Source organism: bacterium, from assembly GCA_035308905.1.
Lineage (GTDB): Bacteria > Sysuimicrobiota > Sysuimicrobiia > Sysuimicrobiales > Segetimicrobiaceae > DASSJF01.
In genome coordinates, this window is sequence record DATGFS010000033.1 from 48,222 (window position 1) to 68,181 (window position 19,960).

At 68.7% G+C, this 19,960-nt stretch carries 19 protein-coding genes; 14 read left to right on the plus strand and 5 right to left on the minus strand.

What is annotated here, in order from left to right:
* Nucleotides 1-70 precede the first annotated feature (70 nt).
* Nucleotides 71-1,312, plus strand: coding sequence for a CoA transferase (locus VKT83_10985; protein ID HLY22980.1), 1,242 nt, complete (start codon nucleotides 71-73; stop codon nucleotides 1,310-1,312).
* A 43-nt stretch (nucleotides 1,313-1,355) separates the two neighbouring features.
* Here VKT83_10985 and VKT83_10990 read toward each other — a convergent pair whose 3' ends face one another.
* Nucleotides 1,356-1,757 carry a PPOX class F420-dependent oxidoreductase gene (locus VKT83_10990; GenBank protein HLY22981.1) on the minus strand — a complete coding sequence of 134 codons (402 nt, stop codon included), beginning with the start codon at nucleotides 1,755-1,757 and terminating at the stop codon, nucleotides 1,356-1,358.
* A 259-nt stretch (nucleotides 1,758-2,016) separates the two neighbouring features.
* Between VKT83_10990 and VKT83_10995 the strand changes: the two genes are divergently transcribed.
* The 9 genes from VKT83_10995 (at nucleotide 2,017) to VKT83_11035 (ending at nucleotide 13,457) form a co-directional block, all read left to right on the plus strand.
* Nucleotides 2,017-2,502, plus strand: a complete 486-nt coding sequence (locus VKT83_10995) for a MerR family transcriptional regulator (protein HLY22982.1) — start codon at nucleotides 2,017-2,019, stop codon at nucleotides 2,500-2,502.
* Nucleotides 2,499-3,836 (plus strand): efflux RND transporter periplasmic adaptor subunit, encoded by a 1,338-nt coding sequence (locus tag VKT83_11000; protein ID HLY22983.1) that lies wholly within the window; start codon nucleotides 2,499-2,501, stop codon nucleotides 3,834-3,836. Before VKT83_10995 ends, VKT83_11000 begins: the two co-directional genes overlap by 4 nt.
* Before the next feature lie 28 nt (nucleotides 3,837-3,864).
* Entirely contained in the window at nucleotides 3,865-7,035 is a 3,171-nt protein-coding gene (locus VKT83_11005) for an efflux RND transporter permease subunit (protein HLY22984.1), read from the plus strand.
* Between the two features lie 16 nt (nucleotides 7,036-7,051).
* The gene (locus VKT83_11010; protein HLY22985.1) at nucleotides 7,052-7,912 is read left to right on the plus strand and encodes an ABC transporter ATP-binding protein; all 861 of its coding nucleotides are present in this window, start codon (nucleotides 7,052-7,054) and stop codon (nucleotides 7,910-7,912) included.
* 208 nt (nucleotides 7,913-8,120) lie between these two features.
* Nucleotides 8,121-9,470, plus strand: coding sequence for an extracellular solute-binding protein (locus VKT83_11015; protein HLY22986.1), 1,350 nt, complete (start codon nucleotides 8,121-8,123; stop codon nucleotides 9,468-9,470).
* 79 nt (nucleotides 9,471-9,549) lie between these two features.
* Nucleotides 9,550-10,479 (plus strand): sugar ABC transporter permease, encoded by a 930-nt coding sequence (locus VKT83_11020; GenBank protein HLY22987.1) that lies wholly within the window; start codon nucleotides 9,550-9,552, stop codon nucleotides 10,477-10,479.
* Nucleotides 10,476-11,384: a carbohydrate ABC transporter permease gene (locus tag VKT83_11025; GenBank protein HLY22988.1), complete on the plus strand. Its 909-nt coding sequence runs from the start codon at nucleotides 10,476-10,478 to the stop codon at nucleotides 11,382-11,384. The genes VKT83_11020 and VKT83_11025 overlap by 4 nt, the downstream gene beginning before the upstream one ends.
* A gap of 4 nt (nucleotides 11,385-11,388) precedes the next feature.
* Nucleotides 11,389-12,603, plus strand: coding sequence for an amidohydrolase family protein (locus VKT83_11030; GenBank protein HLY22989.1), 1,215 nt, complete (start codon nucleotides 11,389-11,391; stop codon nucleotides 12,601-12,603).
* Nucleotides 12,600-13,457 carry an NAD(P)-dependent oxidoreductase gene (locus VKT83_11035; GenBank protein ID HLY22990.1) on the plus strand — a complete coding sequence of 286 codons (858 nt, stop codon included), beginning with the start codon at nucleotides 12,600-12,602 and terminating at the stop codon, nucleotides 13,455-13,457. The genes VKT83_11030 and VKT83_11035 overlap by 4 nt, the downstream gene beginning before the upstream one ends.
* Before the next feature lie 45 nt (nucleotides 13,458-13,502).
* Here the strand turns inward: VKT83_11035 and VKT83_11040 are convergent, their stop codons facing one another.
* The 4 genes from VKT83_11040 to VKT83_11055 are packed head-to-tail and all read right to left on the minus strand — an operon-like array spanning nucleotide 13,503 to nucleotide 17,622.
* Complete coding sequence (locus VKT83_11040; GenBank protein ID HLY22991.1) at nucleotides 13,503-14,231, minus strand: aspartate/glutamate racemase family protein; 729 nt, start codon at nucleotides 14,229-14,231, stop codon at nucleotides 13,503-13,505.
* Complete coding sequence (locus tag VKT83_11045) at nucleotides 14,228-15,094, minus strand: ABC transporter permease subunit (protein HLY22992.1); 867 nt, start codon at nucleotides 15,092-15,094, stop codon at nucleotides 14,228-14,230. The genes VKT83_11040 and VKT83_11045 overlap by 4 nt, the downstream gene beginning before the upstream one ends.
* Nucleotides 15,091-16,035: a sugar ABC transporter permease gene (locus tag VKT83_11050; GenBank protein HLY22993.1), complete on the minus strand. Its 945-nt coding sequence runs from the start codon at nucleotides 16,033-16,035 to the stop codon at nucleotides 15,091-15,093. Before VKT83_11050 ends, VKT83_11045 begins: the two co-directional genes overlap by 4 nt.
* A 54-nt stretch (nucleotides 16,036-16,089) precedes the next feature.
* Complete coding sequence (locus VKT83_11055; protein HLY22994.1) at nucleotides 16,090-17,622, minus strand: APC family permease; 1,533 nt, start codon at nucleotides 17,620-17,622, stop codon at nucleotides 16,090-16,092.
* Nucleotides 17,623-17,943: 321 nt separating this feature from the next.
* On the opposite strand from VKT83_11055, the gene VKT83_11060 reads away from it, so the two are divergent.
* The 4 genes from VKT83_11060 to VKT83_11075 form a co-directional block, all read left to right on the plus strand.
* On the plus strand, nucleotides 17,944-18,156 hold the full coding sequence (locus tag VKT83_11060) for a CDGSH iron-sulfur domain-containing protein (GenBank protein HLY22995.1): 213 nt from the start codon (nucleotides 17,944-17,946) through the stop codon (nucleotides 18,154-18,156).
* Between the two features lie 138 nt (nucleotides 18,157-18,294).
* Nucleotides 18,295-18,873 carry a response regulator gene (locus tag VKT83_11065; GenBank protein HLY22996.1) on the plus strand — a complete coding sequence of 193 codons (579 nt, stop codon included), beginning with the start codon at nucleotides 18,295-18,297 and terminating at the stop codon, nucleotides 18,871-18,873.
* Entirely contained in the window at nucleotides 18,845-19,627 is a 783-nt protein-coding gene (locus tag VKT83_11070) for a protein phosphatase 2C domain-containing protein (GenBank protein HLY22997.1), read from the plus strand. The genes VKT83_11065 and VKT83_11070 overlap by 29 nt, the downstream gene beginning before the upstream one ends.
* Before the next feature lie 21 nt (nucleotides 19,628-19,648).
* The coding region (locus VKT83_11075) for a protein kinase (protein ID HLY22998.1) at nucleotides 19,649-19,960 on the plus strand (312 nt) is incomplete at its 3' end.

The window sequence follows — 19,960 nt, forward strand, 5'->3', positions numbered from 1 at the left end:
CCGCGCGTTCCGGCCGGCGCGGCATCGCGGCGCAAAGGGAGTCGCACGCCGCCAGACAAAAGAGTGCCGCATGGAGAAATCCGCCAATATCGGACCGCTCGCCGGCGTGCGTGTCGTCGACGCGTCGCGTATTCTGGCCGGGCCGTTCTGTGGCATGCTGCTCGGCGATCTCGGCGCGGACGTGATCAAAGTCGAACGGCCGGGCGCGGGCGACGAGACGCGCTCCTGGGGACCGCCGTTTGTGGAACAGACCGGCGGGGCGTCTGCGGGCACGGGGCCGCCCGCGCGCGACGCCACGTATTACCTCTCCATCAACCGTAACAAGCGGAGCCTGACCCTGAACCTCGGCATGGAAGCGGGTCGCGCGGTGCTCGCGCGGCTCGTGCGCGGCGCCGACGTCTTCGTGGAGAATTTCCGGCCGGGCACGCAGGCCGCGCTCGGCGCCGATTGGGACGCGCTGTCGCGGCTCAACCCGCGGCTCGTCTACTGTTCGATCTCGGGCTTCGGTCCCGTCGGGCCGGACGCGAAGAAGCTCGGCTACGACCTGCTGATGCAGGGGGCCACGGGGCTGATGTCCACGACCGGCGAGGCCGGCGGGGAGCCGGTGCGCGTCGGTGTGGCCGTCGTCGACCTGGCCACCGGATCCACCGCGGCGGGCGCCGTGCTCGCGGCGCTGTACGCGCGCGAGCGCACGGGACGCGGACAGCGGGTCGATGCCTCGCTGCTCGGCACCGGCGTGGCGTGGATGACCTACGCGGCGCAGAGCTTTTTTGCCACAGGCCGTCAGCCGCGGCCGTCGGGCTCCGGCCATCCGAACCTCGTGCCGTACCAAGCGTTTCAGGGATCCGACGGACGGTGGTTTCTCGTCGCGGTCGGGACCGACGAGCAGTGGAAGCGGTTCTGCCGGGCGCTCGACCTGCCCCACGCGGCCGACGCGCGGCTCGCGACCAACGCGGGCCGCGTCGAGCACCGGCAGGAGTTGATCGCCGACCTCACGCGGCGGTTCGCGGAGGCGCCCGCCGCGGCATGGATCGAGCGCCTCGAGCCGGCCGGCGTGCCAGCGGGTCCGGTGCGCGGTTTAGCCGAGGTCTTCGCGGATCCCCAGGTCGGCGCGCTCGGCCTCGACGTGATGCTGCCGCATCCCGCCTACGGGCCGCTCCGCACCGTGGGCACGGCGTTCCGGTTTTCGGAAACGCCGGCCTCGCTGCGGCTCGCGCCGCCGCTCGTCGGCCAGCACACCGACGAGGTGCTGGCGGAAATCGGCTACGACGCCGGGGAGATCGCGCGCCTGCGCGCCGCGGGCGCGGTGTAGCCCCGTCTGACGCAGGACCTCCGGCCGCTTCGCGGCCTCCTGGTTAGAATCCCTGTGTGGTGATCTTGGTCGGCGTGACGCGGATCGTGACGCGCTTCTCGGGCGCGTCGCCGCCGGGATAGGGATACGGCCTGCCGTTGTACCGTTGTGAGAGGCGGTCGATGTCGCGCGCGCCGCTCTTCGCGTCAAAGGCCGTGACCGTGCCCCGGACCTGCACGTACTGATAGGGATTGTCGCGATCGACGACGGCCAGCGCCACCTCCGGATGCTTGTGCATGTTGCGCAGCTTTGCGCGGCCCTCTGAGCTGTTGAGGACGATCTGACCGTCCTCGTACAAAAACCACATCGGGGTAGCCTGGAGCGCGCCGTTCGCGCGGGTCGCCAGCACCGCGAAGTTGGGCTTCTCGAAGAACTTGCGAACCGGCTCCGGGATCTGGGTTGCCACCGTGCATCACCTCTGATTTCCTGTCTTCCCCAGAAGCGTCCGGCCGCCTCGCCGCCTCCTGCGGTCGTGGGTGAACTTCCTCGACGGTCTTCTGCGGAACCTACATCCGGTGTTCATGAGTTCGTGACCCGCGCCCGATATTTTTGTGACGGCGGATCGGGGGTCCGCCGATCGCCCCGCTCAACGTGGTCGGGCCAAGACCTAACGTGAACGGCAGGGGGTTGACACGCACGTCAGGTCCCTTCTACAATGGCGCCGCATGGGAAACTTCTATCAAATCGGCGAGGTATGTCACGTCACCGGCCTGACGCCCCGTACGCTTCATTATTATGACGAGATCGGACTGCTCGTCCCCAGCGAACGGCTGGCGGGCGGCCAGCGGCTGTATACCGCGGCGGACCTTGGGCGCATCGAAGAGATCAAAGAACTGAGGCGGCTGCTCGGCTTGTCGCTGAGCGAGGTCAAGCGGCTGCTGGACGCGGAGGACGCGCGCAAACGGCACCTCGTCGAGGCGAGCAAAGCGCCCGATGAGCCGGCGCGCCGCGCCGCGCTGGAGCAGGCGCTCGACGTGACCGAGGCCCAGGCGCGGTCCGTGCACGAGAAAATAGGCCAGTTGACGGCGTTCGGACAAAAACTGGAACGGCACGTTCGGGACCTGCGGCGGCTCTTGCGGTCGAACCGGGACGGCGCCGTGCCGAAGGTGAAGGCGGCGTCCGCGACACAGGCGGCGGGAGGCGAGCAGTGAAGCGAACGGTGTGGGTTTGGGTGATCGTCGCGGGCATCGTGCTGGCGGCGGGCCTGGTCGTCGGCCGCGGTGCGACGCCGCGGTCGAGCGCGCCGGCCTCCCAGACGGGGAACCGTCGCCCCGCGCCCATCGTGGTGGTCGGGCACGCGCAGCGCGTCTCGTTGGCGCGGACGCTCCAATTGACGGCGAGCATCACGTCCCTCACTCAGTCGGTGATCTTTCCGAAGACGTCCGGTTACCTCCTGGCCGTGACGGTGCGGCCGGGCGACGCCGTCCGGGCCGGACAGGTTCTGGCGCAGATCGACCACGCGCAGCTCGATGCGCAGGTGGCTCAGCAGCAGGCGACTTTGAGCGCCTCCGAGAGCGCCGTGCAGACCGCGCAGGCCCAACTCTCCGCGGTGCGGGCGCAACGCGTGAGCGCCGAAGCGGGCGTCGCGAACGCACGCGCGGCGGTGGTCAAGGCGCAGGCGGAACTGGCGGACATGCAGGCAACCTACAATCGCGCGGCCGAACTGGCCAAGCAGGGCGCGATCGCGCAGCAGAGCCTCGACGACGCGAAGGCGCAGGTCGTCTCGGCGCAGGCCACGCTGGACGCGACGCGCGCGCAGGTCGGGCAGGCCATGGCGCAGGCCGACGCGGCCCGCCAGCAGGAAGCCGCGTCGGCGTCGCAGGTGAAAACGGCGCAGGCCCAGGCCGCGACGCAGACCGCCGCGCTCGAGAACGCGCGCGTCCAGTTGCAGTACGCTACGATCACCGCGCCGTTTGCCGGCGTGGTCGTCAGCCGGCAGCTCGACCCCGGCGCCTACGTAGCCCCGGGCACGTCGACGTCGATTCTGACGATCGCCGATCTCGACCACCTCGACGTGGTCCTCAACGTCGGCTCGCCCGACCTGCCGATGATCCACAAGGGCGATCCGGTCAAGATCTTGATCGACGCGTATCCCGGCCGGGTGTTCACCGGCGCGGTCAACCGGATCGCGGGCGGCGTGGATCCGACGACGCGAACGCTCCAGGTGGAGGTCGATATCGCCAACCCGCAGCAGATGCTGCGGCCGGGCATGTACGCGACGGTGCAGCTGTCGGCCGGCACGCGGCAGGCGCTCGTCGTGCCGTTGTCCGCGGTGCAGACCCTCGGCGCACAGCACTATGTCTGGGTCGTTGAGGATGAGAAGGTCAGGCAACAGAACGTCGACGTGGGGCAGGCCACCGGTGAGAGCGTCGAGATCACTGGGGGACTCGCGCCCAGCGACACCGTCATCTTCCGCGGCGCCGATCTCGTCCGCCAGGGACAACAGGTCCGCACCTCGCCCGCCGCGTCGGCGGGGACCCCGTGACGGCGGCTGAGGAGACCGGAGGAGCGCGATGTTCCTGACCCGCGGCGCCACGAAGAACCCGATCGCGGTCTTCATGGCCTGCATCGCGGTGGTGGTGCTGAGCGTGATCGCTCTCCAGCGCCTGCCGCGCGACCTGTTCCCCAAGATCACCGTTCCGGTCATTGTGGTCTCCGCGCAGTACAGCGGGGCGAACCCGGAGACGATGGAGCGGACCGTCACGTACCCGCTCGAGCAGGCGGTGACGCGCGTCGCGGGGGTCCAGCAGATCCTCTCCACGACGCGCACCGGCACCGCGAGCATCCAGGTCTGGTTCAACTGGGGCACGGACCTTAACATCGCCGAGGTCGAGGTCATCCAGAACGTGCAGCGGGTGATGCGCAGCCTGCCGACCGGCGTGACCCAGCCGTTCGTGCTCAAGTTCGACATCTCCAACATTCCGGTGGCCCAGGTCGTCGTGGGTGGGGGCGGCCTCGACGCCCGCCAGTTGTACGACCTCGGCTACAATACGATCGAGCCGCAGCTGGAGCGCATTCCCGGGGTATCGCAGGCGTTCGTGAACGGCGGTCTCGTCCGGCAGTTCAATGTGAACGTCGATCCGAACCGGCTGGTGGCGAAGGGGCTGACGCTGCAGAACGTGATCAGCGGGATCACCAGGTACAACGCCCTGATCCCCTCCGGCGACCTCAGGAACAACCGGATCGACTATCAGCTCAACGTCCCGAGCCTGCTGCAGAGCGTCCCGGCGATCCAGAACGTCGTCCTGACCACACACAACGGCGTCCCGATCCACATCGCCGACATCGCGCAAGTCCAGGACGCGGCGGCCGACCAGACGCAGATCGTGCGGATCAACGGCAAGCCGGGCGTGCTCATGTTCGTGGCGCGCGAACCCGATGCCAACGCCATCCAGGTCGTGGATGCCCTGCGGCAGGCCCTGCCGCGTCTGTCCGGCATTCCGAAGGGCGTGACGCTCCAGATCGGCTTCGACCAGTCGCAGTATATTCGGGCGGCAATCGCCACGCTCCAGCGCGAGGCGGTCATCGGCGCCGTGCTCATCTTCCTCGTCGTCCTGGTGTTCCTGCGCAGTCTCTGGAGCCTGGTGATCATCGGCCTGGGTGTGCCGTTGTCGGTCTCGACCGCGCTGCTTCTCCTGTACTTTACAGGCCAGAGCCTCAACATCTTCACGCTCGGCGGGCTGACGCTGGCGATGGGACGACTGGTCGACGACGCCATCGTCGTCCGAGAAAACATCACCCGGCATCTCTCCGTGCCGGGGACGCCGGTGCTCCAGGCCGTCCTGGAGGCGACCCAGGAAGTCGGCCTCCCGGTGCTGGCGTCCACGGCCTCGACGATCGCGGTCTTCTTCCCGGTCGTCTTCCTGAGCGGCATCTCGCAGCGTCTGTTCCTGCCGATGGCGCTCACGATCATCTTTGCGCTCGGGGCCTCGTACGTGGTGTCGATGACGATCGACCCGGTGCTCAGCCTCAGGCTCCTCCGTGCTCGCCGTGGGACCGAGGTCGAACGGCACGGCTTTGTCGCGCGCTTCGTCCGTTGGAGCGAGCGCCTCATGGAGAGCCTGGACGAGCGCTATGAGCGGGCGCTCGGATGGACGCTCCGGCACGCCTCAATCGTGGTGGCCGGAATCGCGCTGGTCTTCCTGATCTCGGTCTTCGCCGCCCGAGGGATCGGCACCGAGTTCTTCCCGGATACTGACGAGAGCCAGTTCTCCGTCGCGGTGCAGGTGCCGCAGGGCACGGCGGTCCAGCAGGCCTCGGACGTGGTGGAGCAGGTGGCCAACGTCGTCCGTAAGGTGATCCCGGTCAAAGACGTCCTGGCTGTGTACACCAACACCGGCGTCAACAGCGGCGGTTTTGGGTCGAACTCCGGCCCCAACTACGGCGAGGTCGAGGTTCGTCTCGTGCCGCCGACGATGCGGCGCCGCTCGTCGACCGACTGGTCCAACGCGGTCCGGGCGGCGCTCAACGGCAAATTCCCGGGCGTGTTGATGTTCGTCAACGTCGGCGGACTCGAGCACCGGATCGTCAACGTGGGCGCGGCGGCGCCGATCGACATCCAGATCATCGGCTACAACCAGCAGGTCGGCGCGCAGTTCGCCCAGCAGGTGGCCGCGATGGTCGCGGGCACCCCCGGCACCGCCGACGTCCAGATCACCCCGCGGGGACAGTACCCGAACTTCAATGTCCAGGTGGACCAGGAAAAGGCCGCGCAGCTCGGCATCTCGCCGACGGACGTCGCCAACGCCGTCAACACCGCGATGGCCGGCAACGTGGCGACGGCGAGCCAGTTCATCGACCCGGTCACCGGCAACGAGTACAATATCGTGGTGAAGCTGCAGGACGCGTATCGCACGCATCCGGAGGATCTCGGCAGCGTGCCACTCAACGTGCTCACCGACCCGCCGGCCGGCGCCTCCACGCCGGCGGGGACGGTGGCGCCGGTCGTGCCGGTCCTCCTCCGCGACGTCGCGCGCATTACGCTCGGCAGCCAGCCGCTCCAGATTGGCCGGAAGAACGAACAGCGGGTGATCGACGTGACGGCCAACGTCATCAACCGTCCGTTGGGCGCGGTGTCGCAGGACGTCGCGAAAGCGCTGGACCGGACGTCCTTCCCCGAAGGCTTCACCTACCACATGGCGGGGCAGACCGAGCAGCAGCAGGGGGCGTTCTCGAGCCTCGGGTTCGCGCTGGTGCTGGCGCTCATGCTCGTGTACATGATCATGGCCAGCCAGTTCAAGTCGCTTGTCGACCCGTTCGTCATCATGTTCGCGGTCCCGATGGGGTTCATCGGCGTGATCTGGATGCTGCTGCTGACGCACACCACCCTTTCGATCATCTCGTTCATGGGCGTCATCACGATGATCGGGGTCGTGGTCAGCAACGGCATCCTGTTGGTGGACTACTCCAACAAGATGCAGGAGCGGGGGCTGTCCGCGTACGACGCGGTATTGCAGGCGGGCCGGATCCGGCTTCGCCCGATCTTGATGACCGCGATCGCGACGATCCTCGCGATGATTCCGATGGCGACCGGCCTCGGCGAAGGCAGCGAGACCAACATGCCGCTGGCCCGTGCGGTGATCGGCGGGTTGACGGTCAGCACGGGCCTCACGCTGCTCTTGATTCCGGTCCTGTACGTGTTCTTCGAGCGCCTGCTCCCGCGGCGCCGCCGCAGCGAAGCGTAGCGGCGGCCCGGCTGCGGTGTCCGCGAACGCCGTACCGGAGGCAGATGCCGAGCGATCCGCTTCGGCGCGCGGCGAGCTGCGGATCGAGGGGCTGAGCGTCAGCTTAGAGCGGGCGGCACCGTCCGGGCAGGGACGGACGCCGGGGCTGCTGCCCGTGCTCGAGGACGTGTCGCTTCTCGTCCCGGCCGGCCGCACGGCCGCGCTCGTTGGAGCCTCCGGGGCCGGCAAGTCCATGACCGCCTACGCGGTACTGCGCCTGTTCCCGGTGCCGGCCCGCGTGACCGCGGGACGCATCCTCCTCGACGGCGCGGATCTGACCGCGATGTCGGAGCGGGAGCTGACGAGGGTGCGCGGCCGCCGGGTCGCGATGATCTTTCAGGAGCCCGGGGCCGCCCTCGATCCCCTGATGACCGCCGGCGACCAGGTCATGGAAGGGATCGTCGCCCACCTGGGCCGGCGCGGGGCCCGCGACCGGGCCGTCGAGGCGCTGACCCGGGTCGGGTTGGACGGGACGTTTTTCCGCCGCTATCCCCACGAGCTGTCGGGCGGCCAGCGCCAGCGGGTGCTGATCGCCGGCGCGATTGCCCCCGGCCCGGATCTCCTGATCGCGGATGAGCCGACCGCGGCGCTCGACGTCACCGTGCAGGCCCAGATTCTCGACCTGCTCGGCCGTCTGCAGCGGGACCTCGGGATGGCCCTGCTCCTCATTACCCACGATCTCGGCGTCGTGGCGCAAACCGCCGACTTGGTTCACGTCATGCGCGGGGGCCGCATCGTCGAGTCGGCGGAGACCCATGCGCTGTTTGCCTCCCCCCAGCACCCCTACACCCAGGCGATCGTCACCCAGGCCCGCCGTCTCGGCCACTGGGCCGAGTGAGGCCCGCGCCCCGTCGTTGGATCTTCGGGGAAGGGCAGGAGTCCCGCGGGGTGGGGGCGAACCGGGCCGAACCAACCACGCAGCCAGTTTCGAGAACCCAATCCTGTACGCCATCGTAAGGCGTTGACAGATGGCGTGCCCGGGTGAGTCGCCCGGGTTTCCGCACGCGATCGGTCGGACCGTTAAAGTGCGCACGGGAGGTGTGGGAATGGCAAAACGCGCAGTGAAGCAGTCCGCTCGGACCCTGACCCGCCGGGGGCTCCTGACGGCGGCCGGCGCGGGAATTGCCGGAGCGGCCGCATCGCAACTGGTGACGCCGTGGAAGGCGGGCGCTGCGCCGGCCCAGATCCGTGGGTCGTCGCTTCGCATCTTGGTGTGGAGCCACTTCATTCCGGCGTACGACACGGCGTTCGACAAGTACGCCAACGACTGGGGCGTCGAAAACGCCGTCACCGTCCGCGTGGACCACATCCCGATCGACCAGCTGCCCGCCCGGCTCGCCTCCGAACTGGCCGCGGGCGCCGGGCACGATGTCGTCCAGCATCATACACGGATTCTTGTCTCTCAGTACCATCAGCAGCTGGTGGAGTTGAGCGACCTCGCGGACAAGATCGGCAAGGCCAACGGCGGCTGGATCCCGATGGCCGACCAGATCGCGCGGGTCAACGGGACCTGGTACCTGCTGCCGGAATTCTACATCGCGCAGCCGATGCTGTGGCGAACCGATCTGTTCAAAGAGTACGGCCTCAAGGAGCCGAGCACGTGGGATCTTGCCCGCGTCGCGGGGCGCGTGGGCAAGAGCAAGACCCCGAAGCACGACACCGGCGTTCAGATCTCGCACTGCAACGATTCCGACCACGACTGGCGCGCGATCTTCTACGCCTTCGGCGTCAAGGAAACTGATCCCTCAGGCAAGGAGATCGCCTGGGATTCCAAAGAACTGCGCGCAGCGATGCGTTTCGGCAAGGCGCTCTACGACGAGTGCATGACCCCGCAAGTGCTGTCGTGGGACAACGTTTCCGACAACCGGTATCTCGGGTCAGGTGTGGCGATCTGGATCCACGACGCGATCTCGGCATTCCGGTCGATCGAAAAAGTCAATCCGGACCTCTACAAGAAGATCCAGGTGGCCGGGCCGTGGATCGAGCCGAAAGGCAGCGTCGACCGGCCGATGCCGGTCGTCGACCCGGTCGCGATGGGCATCTGGAAGTTCTCGAAGAACCAGGCCGCGGCCAAGGCGTTCCTCGAAAAGTACATCGCGGACGTCAAGTTCAGCGCGACCGAGAGCAAGGGCTACAACATGCCGATGCTCAACAAGTGGTACACGAAGCCGATGGTCGTGTTGGGCAGCGACCCGACGGTCACGCACCTGCAAGACATGGGCAAATACGCGCTCATCGGTGGTTATCCCGGGCCGTACACCGCGGCCGTGGCCGAAGTGTTTGCGACGTTTGTCGTGCCCGACATGATGACCCGCTACGTCCAGAGCAACGATTTGGAAGGGTCGATCAAGTGGGGTATGGGTCAGATCAAGAGCATCTACGCGAAGTACAAGTAGCCTGGCACCGGTTGCCGGGAGGGCGGGTTCGCGCCGCCCTCCCGGTGCGGCCGACCTGCCGCCGGGATAGGTAGAGACAATGCCGGATGCCGAAGCGATTATCACCCGCCCGGCCGTGGTGCGCCGGCGCGCCTTTACCGCCGAACGGCTGCGGTTCGGGTACTCGCTGCTCGCCCCGGCCGTCATCTATATGGCGGTGCTGGTCGGCGTCCCGTTCTTCTTCTCTCTGTACCTGGCGTTGAGCGATGCGACGGTCGGCGGCACGTCCGCCAACTACGTCGGCCTCGCGAACTTCGTCGCGGTGTTGTCGGACTCGACGATCCGGCAGGCGCTGCGCAACACCATTGTCTTCACCGTGGTCGCCGGTATCTTCAAGGGTATCCTGGGAACGCTGCTCGCGTTTCTGCTCATCCAAGAGGTGAGGGGAAAGAGACTCATCCGGTCGCTCGTCGTGATCCCGTGGACGCTGCCGGTGGCGATCAGCGCGCTCGCCTGGAAGTGGATGTACGATTCGCAGTTCAGCGCGATCAACTATGTCGGCACCCGGCTGCACCTGATCCAGGGATGGCCGAACTGGCTGGGTGACAACTTCCTCGCCGCCGTCGCGGTCATCTCGGTCAACGTCTGGCGCGGATTTCCGTTCGCGGCGATCGTGCTGATGGCCGGGATGTCGGCGGTGCCGCTCGAACTGCTGGACGCCGGCAAGGTCGACGGCGCCAACTTCTTTCTGCGCTATCGGTACATCGTCATTCCGGTGATCGCGCCGATTCTGCTCGTGGGGCTCCTCTTCGATACGGTGTTTACGCTCTCCGACATCAGCATCGTGTACCTGCTCACGCTCGGCGGTCCGATGGGCGCGACGGAGATCCTGCCGACGAAGGCGCTCGAGGTCGGCATTCAGGCCGGGGCGCTCGGCCGCGGAGCCGCGATCGCGCTCATGCTGTTCCCGATCCTGCTGCCTGTCGTGTACTTCCTGCTGCGGAGTCTTCGGAGGCGCGAGACGCTGTGACCGCCGTGCAGGGGCACGCCCTTCCACTCGACCAGGTCCAGCTGGTCGCGGCCGGCGCACGCCGCGGGAAGCAGCGCGCGCTGCGGCGCCATCTCCTCGTGTATCTCGGGCTCCTGCCGTTCATCGTCATCACGGTCTTTCCGGTGGTCTGGATGGGGATCACGGCGTTCAAAACGGACGCCGATCTCGTGAACCCAAACGTCTTTCCGTTTTGGTTCCACCAGCACCCGACGTGGGAGCACTTCACGTACCTGTTCCAGCACACGTACTACAAAGACTGGATCAGCAACACGATGGTGATCGCGGCGTGCGTGTCGCTGATCACGCTGGCGGTCGGCGTCCCGGCCGGCTACGCCCTGGCGCGGGTCGGCCTGCCGGGCGCCGAGAACATGGGCATCGGCATCTTCCTCGGATACCTCATCCCGCCGATCCTGTTGTTCATCCCGCTGTCGCGGGTCGTCGCGCTGACGCACATCATCGACACGAAGTGGGCCCTCGTGCTGATCTATCCAACGTTCACCATCCCGTTCTGTACGTGGCTGCTGAGCGGCTTCTTCAAGACCGTGCCGCCGGAGATCGAAGAGGCCGCGCAGGTCGACGGATGCGGGCGGATGGGCGCGCTGATCCGGACCGTGCTGCCGGTGAGCCTCGCCGGTATCCTCACCGCGGTGATCTTCGCGTTCACGCTGACGATGCAGGACTTCCTCTACTCGCTCGTCTACGTGTCGGTCTCCGATCAGAAGCCCGTGCCCCTCGGCGTGGCCACGGACCTGATTCGCGGCGACGTGTACTACTGGGGCTCGCTCATGGCGGGAGCGCTGCTCGTCGGCGTGCCCGTCGCGATTCTCTACGTCTTCTTCCTCGACCAGTTCATCTCGGGAATCACGAGCGCGGCCGTCAAATAAGGGGATGCTCCTGCTCGACGCCGACCGGCTGATCGACGGGGTCGCCGACCGCGCGTCGGCGCCCGGCGGTCTTGTGATCGACGGTGACCGCATTGCCGCCGTGGGACGGTTCCCGCCCGCTTCGGGCGGCGCGGACGCCGGGGCGGCGCCTGAGGGGCTGCACGTCGCACTCCCCGGCTGCACGCTGCTGCCCGGGTTGGTCGATTTTCATACCCATGCCGGGATCGACACCCGCCGCGGCGGCCTGTCCGCACAGGCGCACGAGTCCCCGCCGGTCTCGGCCGGCAACGCCCTCGGCCGCCTCCAGGACGATCTGCGCGGCGGCGTCACCACCGCACGGCTCTGCGGCGATCTCGGCGGCCTCGATCTGCGGCTTCGCGCGGAGATCGACGCGGAGCGCGTCCTCGGGCCGCGGCTGGTCGTCGCGGGCCGGGCGATCAAATCGCCGCGCGGCGGCGGGGGCGCAATCGTCTCGGTCACGACGGACGACGCTCGGGAGATCAACGGTACCGTCGAGGCGAACCTCGCCGACGGCGTCGACTTTATCAAGTTGTTTGTCTCCGACGGTGTCGGCGACCCGGCCCGTGAGCCGACGGCCTGCTACTACGGCGAGGCCCACGTGGCGGCCGCCGTGCGTCCCGCGCACGCCGCGGGCCGGCGGGTGGCCGCGCACCTCCTCGGCGGGCCCGGGGTGGCGGAGGCGATCGGCGGCGGCCTCGACGTGATCGAACACGGCTGGTTTCTCACCGACGCCGACCTGGACTTGGCGGCGCGGCATGAGACGCTCATCACCCTCACGCTCGGCGTGCTGTGCGGCCCGTACGGCCACGCCTTCGGCGACATACCGGCCGAATCCGAGCGTTTGGCGCGGCTGGGGACGGCCGCGCAGCAGACGGCCCGCAAGGTGATCGCCCGCGGACTCCGGTACGTCGTCGGCACCGACGCCGTGCACGGCCATCTGGCCGACGAGGTCGCGTGGCTCGTCGCGCTCGGTGAGACCCCGGTCCGGGCGATCCAGGCGGCCAGTGCGCGGGCCGCGGCCGAGCTCGGAATGGCGGGGCGGCTCGGCACGCTCGAGCCGGGCCGGCTCGCCGATGTCGTCGCGGTCGAGGGGGATCCGCTGGCCGACATCTCGGCGCTCCGGCGGGTCCGGCTCGTGGTCAAGGGAGGACGCATCGTGTACCACGCGGGATCCCGGGAGAGGGGTGACGGCGCGTGACGGCGGCGGGCCTGACGGTCGGCGTGGTCGGTCTCGGCGAGATGGGGCTTCCGATGGCGCTGCGGGTGCGCGCCGCCGGGCTCCGGGTGCTCGGCTACGACGTGCGGGATGAGGCCGGGCGCGGCTTCGAGGCGGCCGGGGGCGAGGTCGCGGCGTCGGCGGGAGACGTCGCCGCCCGGTCGGACGTCACGATCGTGATGGTGCGCACGCCCGCGCAGGCGGAGGCGGTGGTGCTCGGCGCGGGCGGAGTGCTTGAGCACGCCCGGTGCGGCAGCCTCCTGATCGTCATGAGCACGGTGGGCGTGCCGTGCATGCGGCGGCTCGCGGATTCGGCGCGGCGGGCCGGCCTGCGTTTTCTCGACGCGCCGGTGAGCGGCGGGCGGGCGAGGGCGGAGGACGGGACGCTCACCATCATCGTCGGCGGGGCCGCGGTGGACGTGGAAGCCGCGCGCCCGGTGCTGGCGGCGATGGGGACGCAGATCGAGCACATCGGCGACGCCGGCGCCGGCACGACCGTGAAGATGGCGAACCAGGTGCTGCTGACGGTCAGCCTGATCGCCGCCCGCGAGATGGCCGCGCTGACCGGCGCCGCCGGACTTCAGACCGAAAAGGTCTGGGATGTGCTTCGGACCTGCACCGGCACCACGTGGGTCGTGGAGCACTGGCCGGTCGCGCGCGAGTGGGTCGAGACCTACCGGCCCGGGACGTCGCTCGACATTCTGGTCAAAGACACCGGCCTGGCCCTCGAGACGGCGCGCGAGGCCGGCGTGCCCGCGCCGATGCTGGGACTGGCCTCACAGCTTATTGTAGGACTGACGCGGGAGTTGACCGCGGCGGCAGGTCGCGGCAGGTAGGGCGGAGTCGGGGGGGAACACGGCGGGCCACGGCCCGGCGCCCCTCTAGGCGCCGGCGGCGAGTAGACGCCCGAATCCCGGGACCGGAGTCCGGACGCCGGCGAGACGCAGCGTTCGCCAGGCCGTCGCCGCGAGTGAATCGACCACGGGCCGGCCGGTCTCGCGCTCGACCTCGTCGATGACCGCCGCCGCGGCAAGGTTCGTGCAGACCGACACCAGGGCGCCGGCATCGGGCACCGCGACCTCGCGCAGGAGCGCGGCGATGCGCGCCGGCGGGATGTCGGCGAACTCCCGGTTGACGGTTACTCCGAGGTGTGCGGACGCCGCGATCCGGAGGCCCGCGGCCGTGTAGGTGCGGGCGATCGCCTCGTGGATCTCCGCGAGGTAGGGCGTCGCGAGCCCGCACGCCGTGACGCCGAGGGCCCGGCAGGCTTCGAGCACGTCGAGCGTCGAGGTGGTGACCGGGACGCCGGTCTCGGCCTGCAGCCGGGTCACCAGCGCATGGTCGGCGGCGAGCCCTTTCCACGATCCGGACGTGCCGTTCCAGGCGATCACGTCCATTCCGGCGTCGGCGAGCAGGCGCGCCGCGTCGACCATCGGCGTGTCGTCGAACTGCTCCAGCGATTCGTCGTCGAGGGCGATCCGCGTGACCCGGATGCGGGTGAAGTGCAGGGAGACCGCGTCGCCGAGGGGCGCGACGATGCGGGCGGTCAGCGGCTCAACCACCGTGTTCGAGGACGGCGTGATCATGCCGATCCGTCGCGGCCGGCTCACGCTCCTTCGAGCATCGCGGCGGTGAGGCCCCGCGTATAGGTCCGCGCGAGCAGCGCTGCGATCAGCATCAGCGGCAGGCTGGCGGCATTGACGCCGGCCACCACGCTCAAATCCTCCATGCTGACGTCCATCGTGGATAGTCCGGCGGCGATCGTTTGATGCCATTGGTTCGGCAGAAACACGCCGGCCAGCATGAAGTCGCTGCTCATCACGCCGAGCGCGAAGAGGCCGACCGCCACCAGTACCGGCCAGGTCATCGGCAGCACGATCCGCGTGAACGCGGTCCACCGGCCGGCGCCCTCGATGTACGCCGATTCCTCGACCTCGGGCGCGAGTTTCTGGAAATACGCCGACAGCAGCCACACGCAGAACGGGATCGCCAGCATCGGGTACGTCAAAATGAGCGACCCGAGATGATCGTCGAGATGAAGGTGAAACACCACCTGGAAGAGGGGCAGGAAGAGGAGGGTCTGCGGCACGAGGAACGTCGCGAGCAGCGCCCGCCGCCACCACCGCCACCCCGGTGGCCGAAGACGCGCGAGCGCGTATGCGGCCGCGAGGCTCGCGCCGAGGACGATGATCAGGCCGGCGGCAAACACGATCGCGGAGTTGGCCGCCCAGCGGAGATACGGCACGGTCGGGCGGGTTTGCCCTCCGCCGACGAACCATTCCTCTTCATCGAACAATCCGTCGTACCATTCGAAGTTCAGGTTCCGTACGTACAACGGGTTCCCGAACTCGTCCTCCTGCACGGTCTTCAGCGACTCCACGCTGATCATATAAATGGGAAAGATGCTGTACGCGATCAGAAGCGCGAGCAGCAGACCGTGGAGGCCCCGGTCGAGGACGCGGCGTCCCCTCACAGCGAATCTTCCTCGAGCGGCTCAAACAGCCGGTAGCAGACCAGGAGAATCACGACGAGCACCGGCAGCAGCGCGAGCGTCTCCGCCGACGCCCGGCCGAAGAGGCCGCCGTTGAGCGCCAGCTGAATGGCCTGCGTCCACACGATCGGATACGTGTCACGCAGACCGGACTGCATCCACAGGTTGCTGAGATCGCCGACGGCGCCGGTCAAGGTGAGAAACGCCGCCAGCGCCAGGAACGGCCGCAGCAGCGGCACGGTCACCGCCCAGAACATCTGCCACGCGCTGCGGGCTTCGAGCGCCGCGTATTCGAAGAGCTGGTCCGGGATGCCGTTGCGGGCCGCCAGGAGAAACACGCCGACGAACGAGCCGCCGCGCCAGACGTTCAGCAAGATCACGCTGACGAAGCCCCACGTGCCGAACCCGAGGGCGTTGTCGAACAGGATGCGCCAGTGAGCCATGAAGTTGGCGTACGAAGCCGGTACCGGCGGCGTCAAGAACCAGAACCAGCCCACCTCGGCCGGGCCGGCCGGATAGGCCCAGGGGAGGAACGCGGCGATGAACGCGAGCGACCGGCCCGGAAACGGGCGGGCGAGCCCCATCCCCATCGCGACGCCCACTACGAGTTTCATGAGGGTCGTGATCCCGACGTACACGAGGGTCACGGCGACCGCGCGCCAGAAGCCGGCGTCGCGCGCGAGCGCGACATAGTTTGACAGCCCGACGAAGTGCGGCGCCGCCCCGCCGACGGGCGCGTCGGTGAGACTCGTCCACACCTGCCAGCCGATCGGGTAGGCCATGACGCCGAAGACGAGGAGGACGGCCGGCGCGAGCAAGAGATAGGCGAGCCGGATTTCGCGGCGGCGCCGCGCGTCGATGCTGCCGTGCCCGCCGGCCGCGGCCGCGCGCAGATCCGAAGCGCCGGTCATGACGTGCAGCATGGTGCCGCCGTGTTCCCGTCTCCGCGGAACAACTCCTCCCGCGACGCCGGCGGGTCAGGCCGTTTCGGTCGATCGAACCGTCCAGACCTCCCGGCTCCGCGTCCGGGTATTGGCGGCGAAGAACGCGCCGCCCGCGACGAGCCAGGCGGCCGCCGCGACGATCGAGATCAGGGCCGCCGTGCGGGTGTCGCCGCCGCCGAGGAAGCCGAGATAGATGACGGCGAGCAGCATCCCGATGTTGGCGATCACCCCGAGGATCGGCACCAGGACGTGCTTCACCGTGTGCGCCTTGGGAGCGCGGCGAAACGCGACGAACGCGACGAAGTTGGTCAATCCGTAGAGCAAGAACGTGCCGATGTTGGACAGAAACGTCACCGCGGTCAGGTTCACGACCGACAGCACGCCGAAGCCGCCGATCACCGCCGACACGATCGCCATGAGCCACACGCCGAAGTGCGGGGTCGCGTACCGGCCGTGGAGCAGGCCGAGGATCGCCGGCACTTCCTCGTCGCGGCCCATCGCGTACGTGAGCCGGACGCCGGTGTTCATGCAGGCCAGCGTCGTGCCGAACACCGCGATCGCGACGGTCAGCGCGATCACGAGCAGCAGCGGGAACCCGATGCCGCCGAGCATCGTGTCGCCGAGGCTCCGCACCATATCGCCGATCGGCGCCTGCGAGAACCCGGCCGCGTCGTAGCCGCTGAGCAGCTTTCCCTTGGCATCCTTGAGCACGTAGGCGGTGTTCATCCACGCGCCGGCGGCAAAGTACTCGAACAGGTAGGCCGCGAGACCCTGGATGATCAGCGAGAGAATGACGCCCCGGCTGACGAAGCTCGGGTGGATGGCCTCCGCCGTGAGCGCGGTCGCCGATTCGAACCCCACGAGCAGCAGGATCGCGATCGTCGACTGGAACAGCACGTGGCTGAGATTGTGCGGCAGCGCGACGTTGGCCAGATGCGGATGGACGAACGTGACGTGGGGGCCGCCGAACCGGTAGCTCAGCGCGAGCACCGAGAGCAGGACCAGGGCCGCGATCTGGATCGCGTTGATCAACAGGCTGGCCACGGTCGAGCCCGTGATGCCGCGGTAGGCCACGTACGCGGTGGCAAACGAGAAGGCGACCGCGACGGCCACCTGCGCCGTCGGCGGCAGCGCGATGTTGAAGAGGCCCAGGATGTAGACGATCATCGTCGCCATCATCGCGACCATGACGCCGGGATAGACCCAGTAGTAGAGATGCGAGATCCAGCCGACGGTGTACTTGGCGAGCCGCGCCCACCGGTGGAGCGCGGATTCTTCCTTGTCGAGAAACGCTTTTTCAGCGAAATAGTACGACGAGCCCGTGCCGGCGTTCGGGTACAGCTCGCTCAGCATGGAGTAGGAGATCGCCGTGAGGAACGCGAGCACCAGCGCCAGGGCCAGGCCCGGCCAGATGTCCATCGCCGTCGAGGCGCCGGCCGCGTCGACCTGCGCGGCCTGCAGCTGATAGGTGATCCAGAGGAACGCTCCCGGCGCGATGAGCGCCATGGCATTGACCGTCACGCCGGTCAGCGTCAGGCTTTTTCGAAATCCGGTCTCCGACGACATATCGGCCTCCTTGGGCGCGCCGCCGCGAATCGAGCGCGCGGATGTGGGACCACGGTGCTGCGCCGGAGCAGCGGGCAGGCGACGAAGCCGATGGAAGCACGAAACGCCGAGCCAGAATCGGCTCGGCGTCGCGGCCTCGCGGTGCACGTCTTGGTGCGGAGCTTGGGGACATTATCAAGGCCCCGGTCCCCGGTGTCAAGGGAGAAAATTGCGGCGGGTCGGAATGACGCGCGGGCCGGTCTCGTTCCACTGGAATAGGCGGGCCCTCACGTGATCCCACGCGACGCGGGCCCAGTCTGTCCAGCGAAAGGAGACGGATCGATGGCCGACGTGACCATTACGCCGATCGACAATGGGCCGTATCTCGTCCGGGGGCCGGTGAAGATTATCGACGCCAGCGGCGAAGTCTTCGAGGTCAAGAAGGAGACCGTCGCGCTCTGCCGGTGCGGGGGGTCGGTGAACAAGCCGTTCTGCGATGGGACGCACAGCAAGATCGGCTTCGAGGCCGCGAACCGCGCCGTGAAGGGCGGCTAGACGCGCCGCGATTTCATCGCCGCCGGTCGCGTCGCCGGCATTGCGGACCGGCCGGGGACCGTGGTAGCATAACCATTGGGCCACGACGCCCCCGCCCGTATGGGCGGGGGCGTCGTCGTGTCTTTTCGGAGGTCGGCCGTGGACAAGCCCGCGCCCGCCCGGATACTGCTCGTCGACGACGAGGCGCTCATTCGAATGGGCCTGCGCGTGATGCTGCAGGACCTCGGGTACGAGATCGCCGGCGAGGCCGCCGACGGCCACGACGCGGTAGCCAAGGCCGCCGCGCTCGCCCCCGACGTCGTGATCATGGACATCAAGATGCCCGGGATGGACGGCCTCGAGGCGACCCGCCGCATCATGGCCGCGCAGCCGGTGCCGATCATCGTCCTCACCGCCTACAACCAGCAGAGTCTCGTGGCCGAGGCCGCCGACGCGGGGGTCCTGGCCTACCTGATGAAGCCTGTCCGCGAGGCCGACATCGGCCCGGCGATCGAGGTGGCCCGCGCCCGCTTCGCGGACCTGGCGTGGCTGCGGCGCCGGCCGCCTGACGATGCCGCGACCGGCGCCCCACGGATCGCCGACGCGACCCGGCGCCTCTCCGAACGGTACCGCCTCTCCCAGGATGAAGCCGCCGCGCGCCTGCGGCAGCTTGCGAAGACCTCCGGCCGAACCGTCGCCGAGGTGGCCGATGCCATCGTGGGCCTCGACGAGCCCTAACGCCGTCGTGGAGCAGCTGGCGATCGGCGCCGCGTCCGACGCCGGGCGGGTGCGGCCGAAAAACGAAGACTACGTGCTGTGGGAATTCCCGGAGGACCCCGATCTTCGGGGCGGCCGTGGGGCGCTGCTGATCGTGGCCGACGGCGTGGGCGGACACGGCGGCGGCGCCGTAGCGAGCGCCGAGGCCGCGCATACCGTGGCGCAGGAGTACTATCTCCACCGGCGCGGCGAGCCCGGCCGCGCGCTCCGGCGCGCGGTCGAGCGGGCCAACCTCCACGTTTATACGACGCGGCTCGGCCATCCCGGTCTCGCGGGCATGCAGACGACGCTCACCGCGCTCGCCATCGCCGGCGGCCGCTACTGGGTCGCCCACGTCGGTGATTCCAAGGCCTGGCTGCTGCGCGGGGCATCGCTGCGTCGGCTCACCCGGGACCACACCATCGTCGAGGAGATGCGGCGGATCGGCCTGGTCGACCAGGCGCGCGCCGACCGCCACAGCCACCGGCACCTCCTGACGCGGACGATCGGCGGCGACGCAATCGTCCGCGTCGATCTCTCGCGCGGTGCGGTCCAGCCCGGCGACTGCTTCGTGCTGACCACCGACGGCGTGTATGAACACCTGTCGCCGGAGGACGTGCGCGACGCGTTCACGAACCTGCCTCCGCCTGCCGCGGCGGCCGCATGCATCGAGGACGCGAATCGCCGCGGCGGATTCGACAATCTGACCATCATCGGCGTACGCGTCGGCACGTAACCTCGCGTGTAAGGCAGGCGGATGCCGGAGCCCGGCGAGCAGGTCGGCCACTATCGCATCGAGGCGCCGCTCGGACGGGGCGGCGAGGCGACGGTCTTCGAGGGCCGCGACACGGCCGACGGCCGCCGCGTCGTCCTCAAGTTTCTCGAGCCGTCGCAGCTCGGCGACGTCGCCGCGTTTGAACGGATGCGGCGCGAGGTGGCGATCGGCCGAAGCCTGGACCATCCGGGCGTCCCGCGGCTGCTGGAGGCGCACGAAGACGCCCGGCCGCCGTACCTGGTGCTCGCGTATACGCCCGGCCGCTCACTGCGCGAAATCCTACAGAACGAGGGC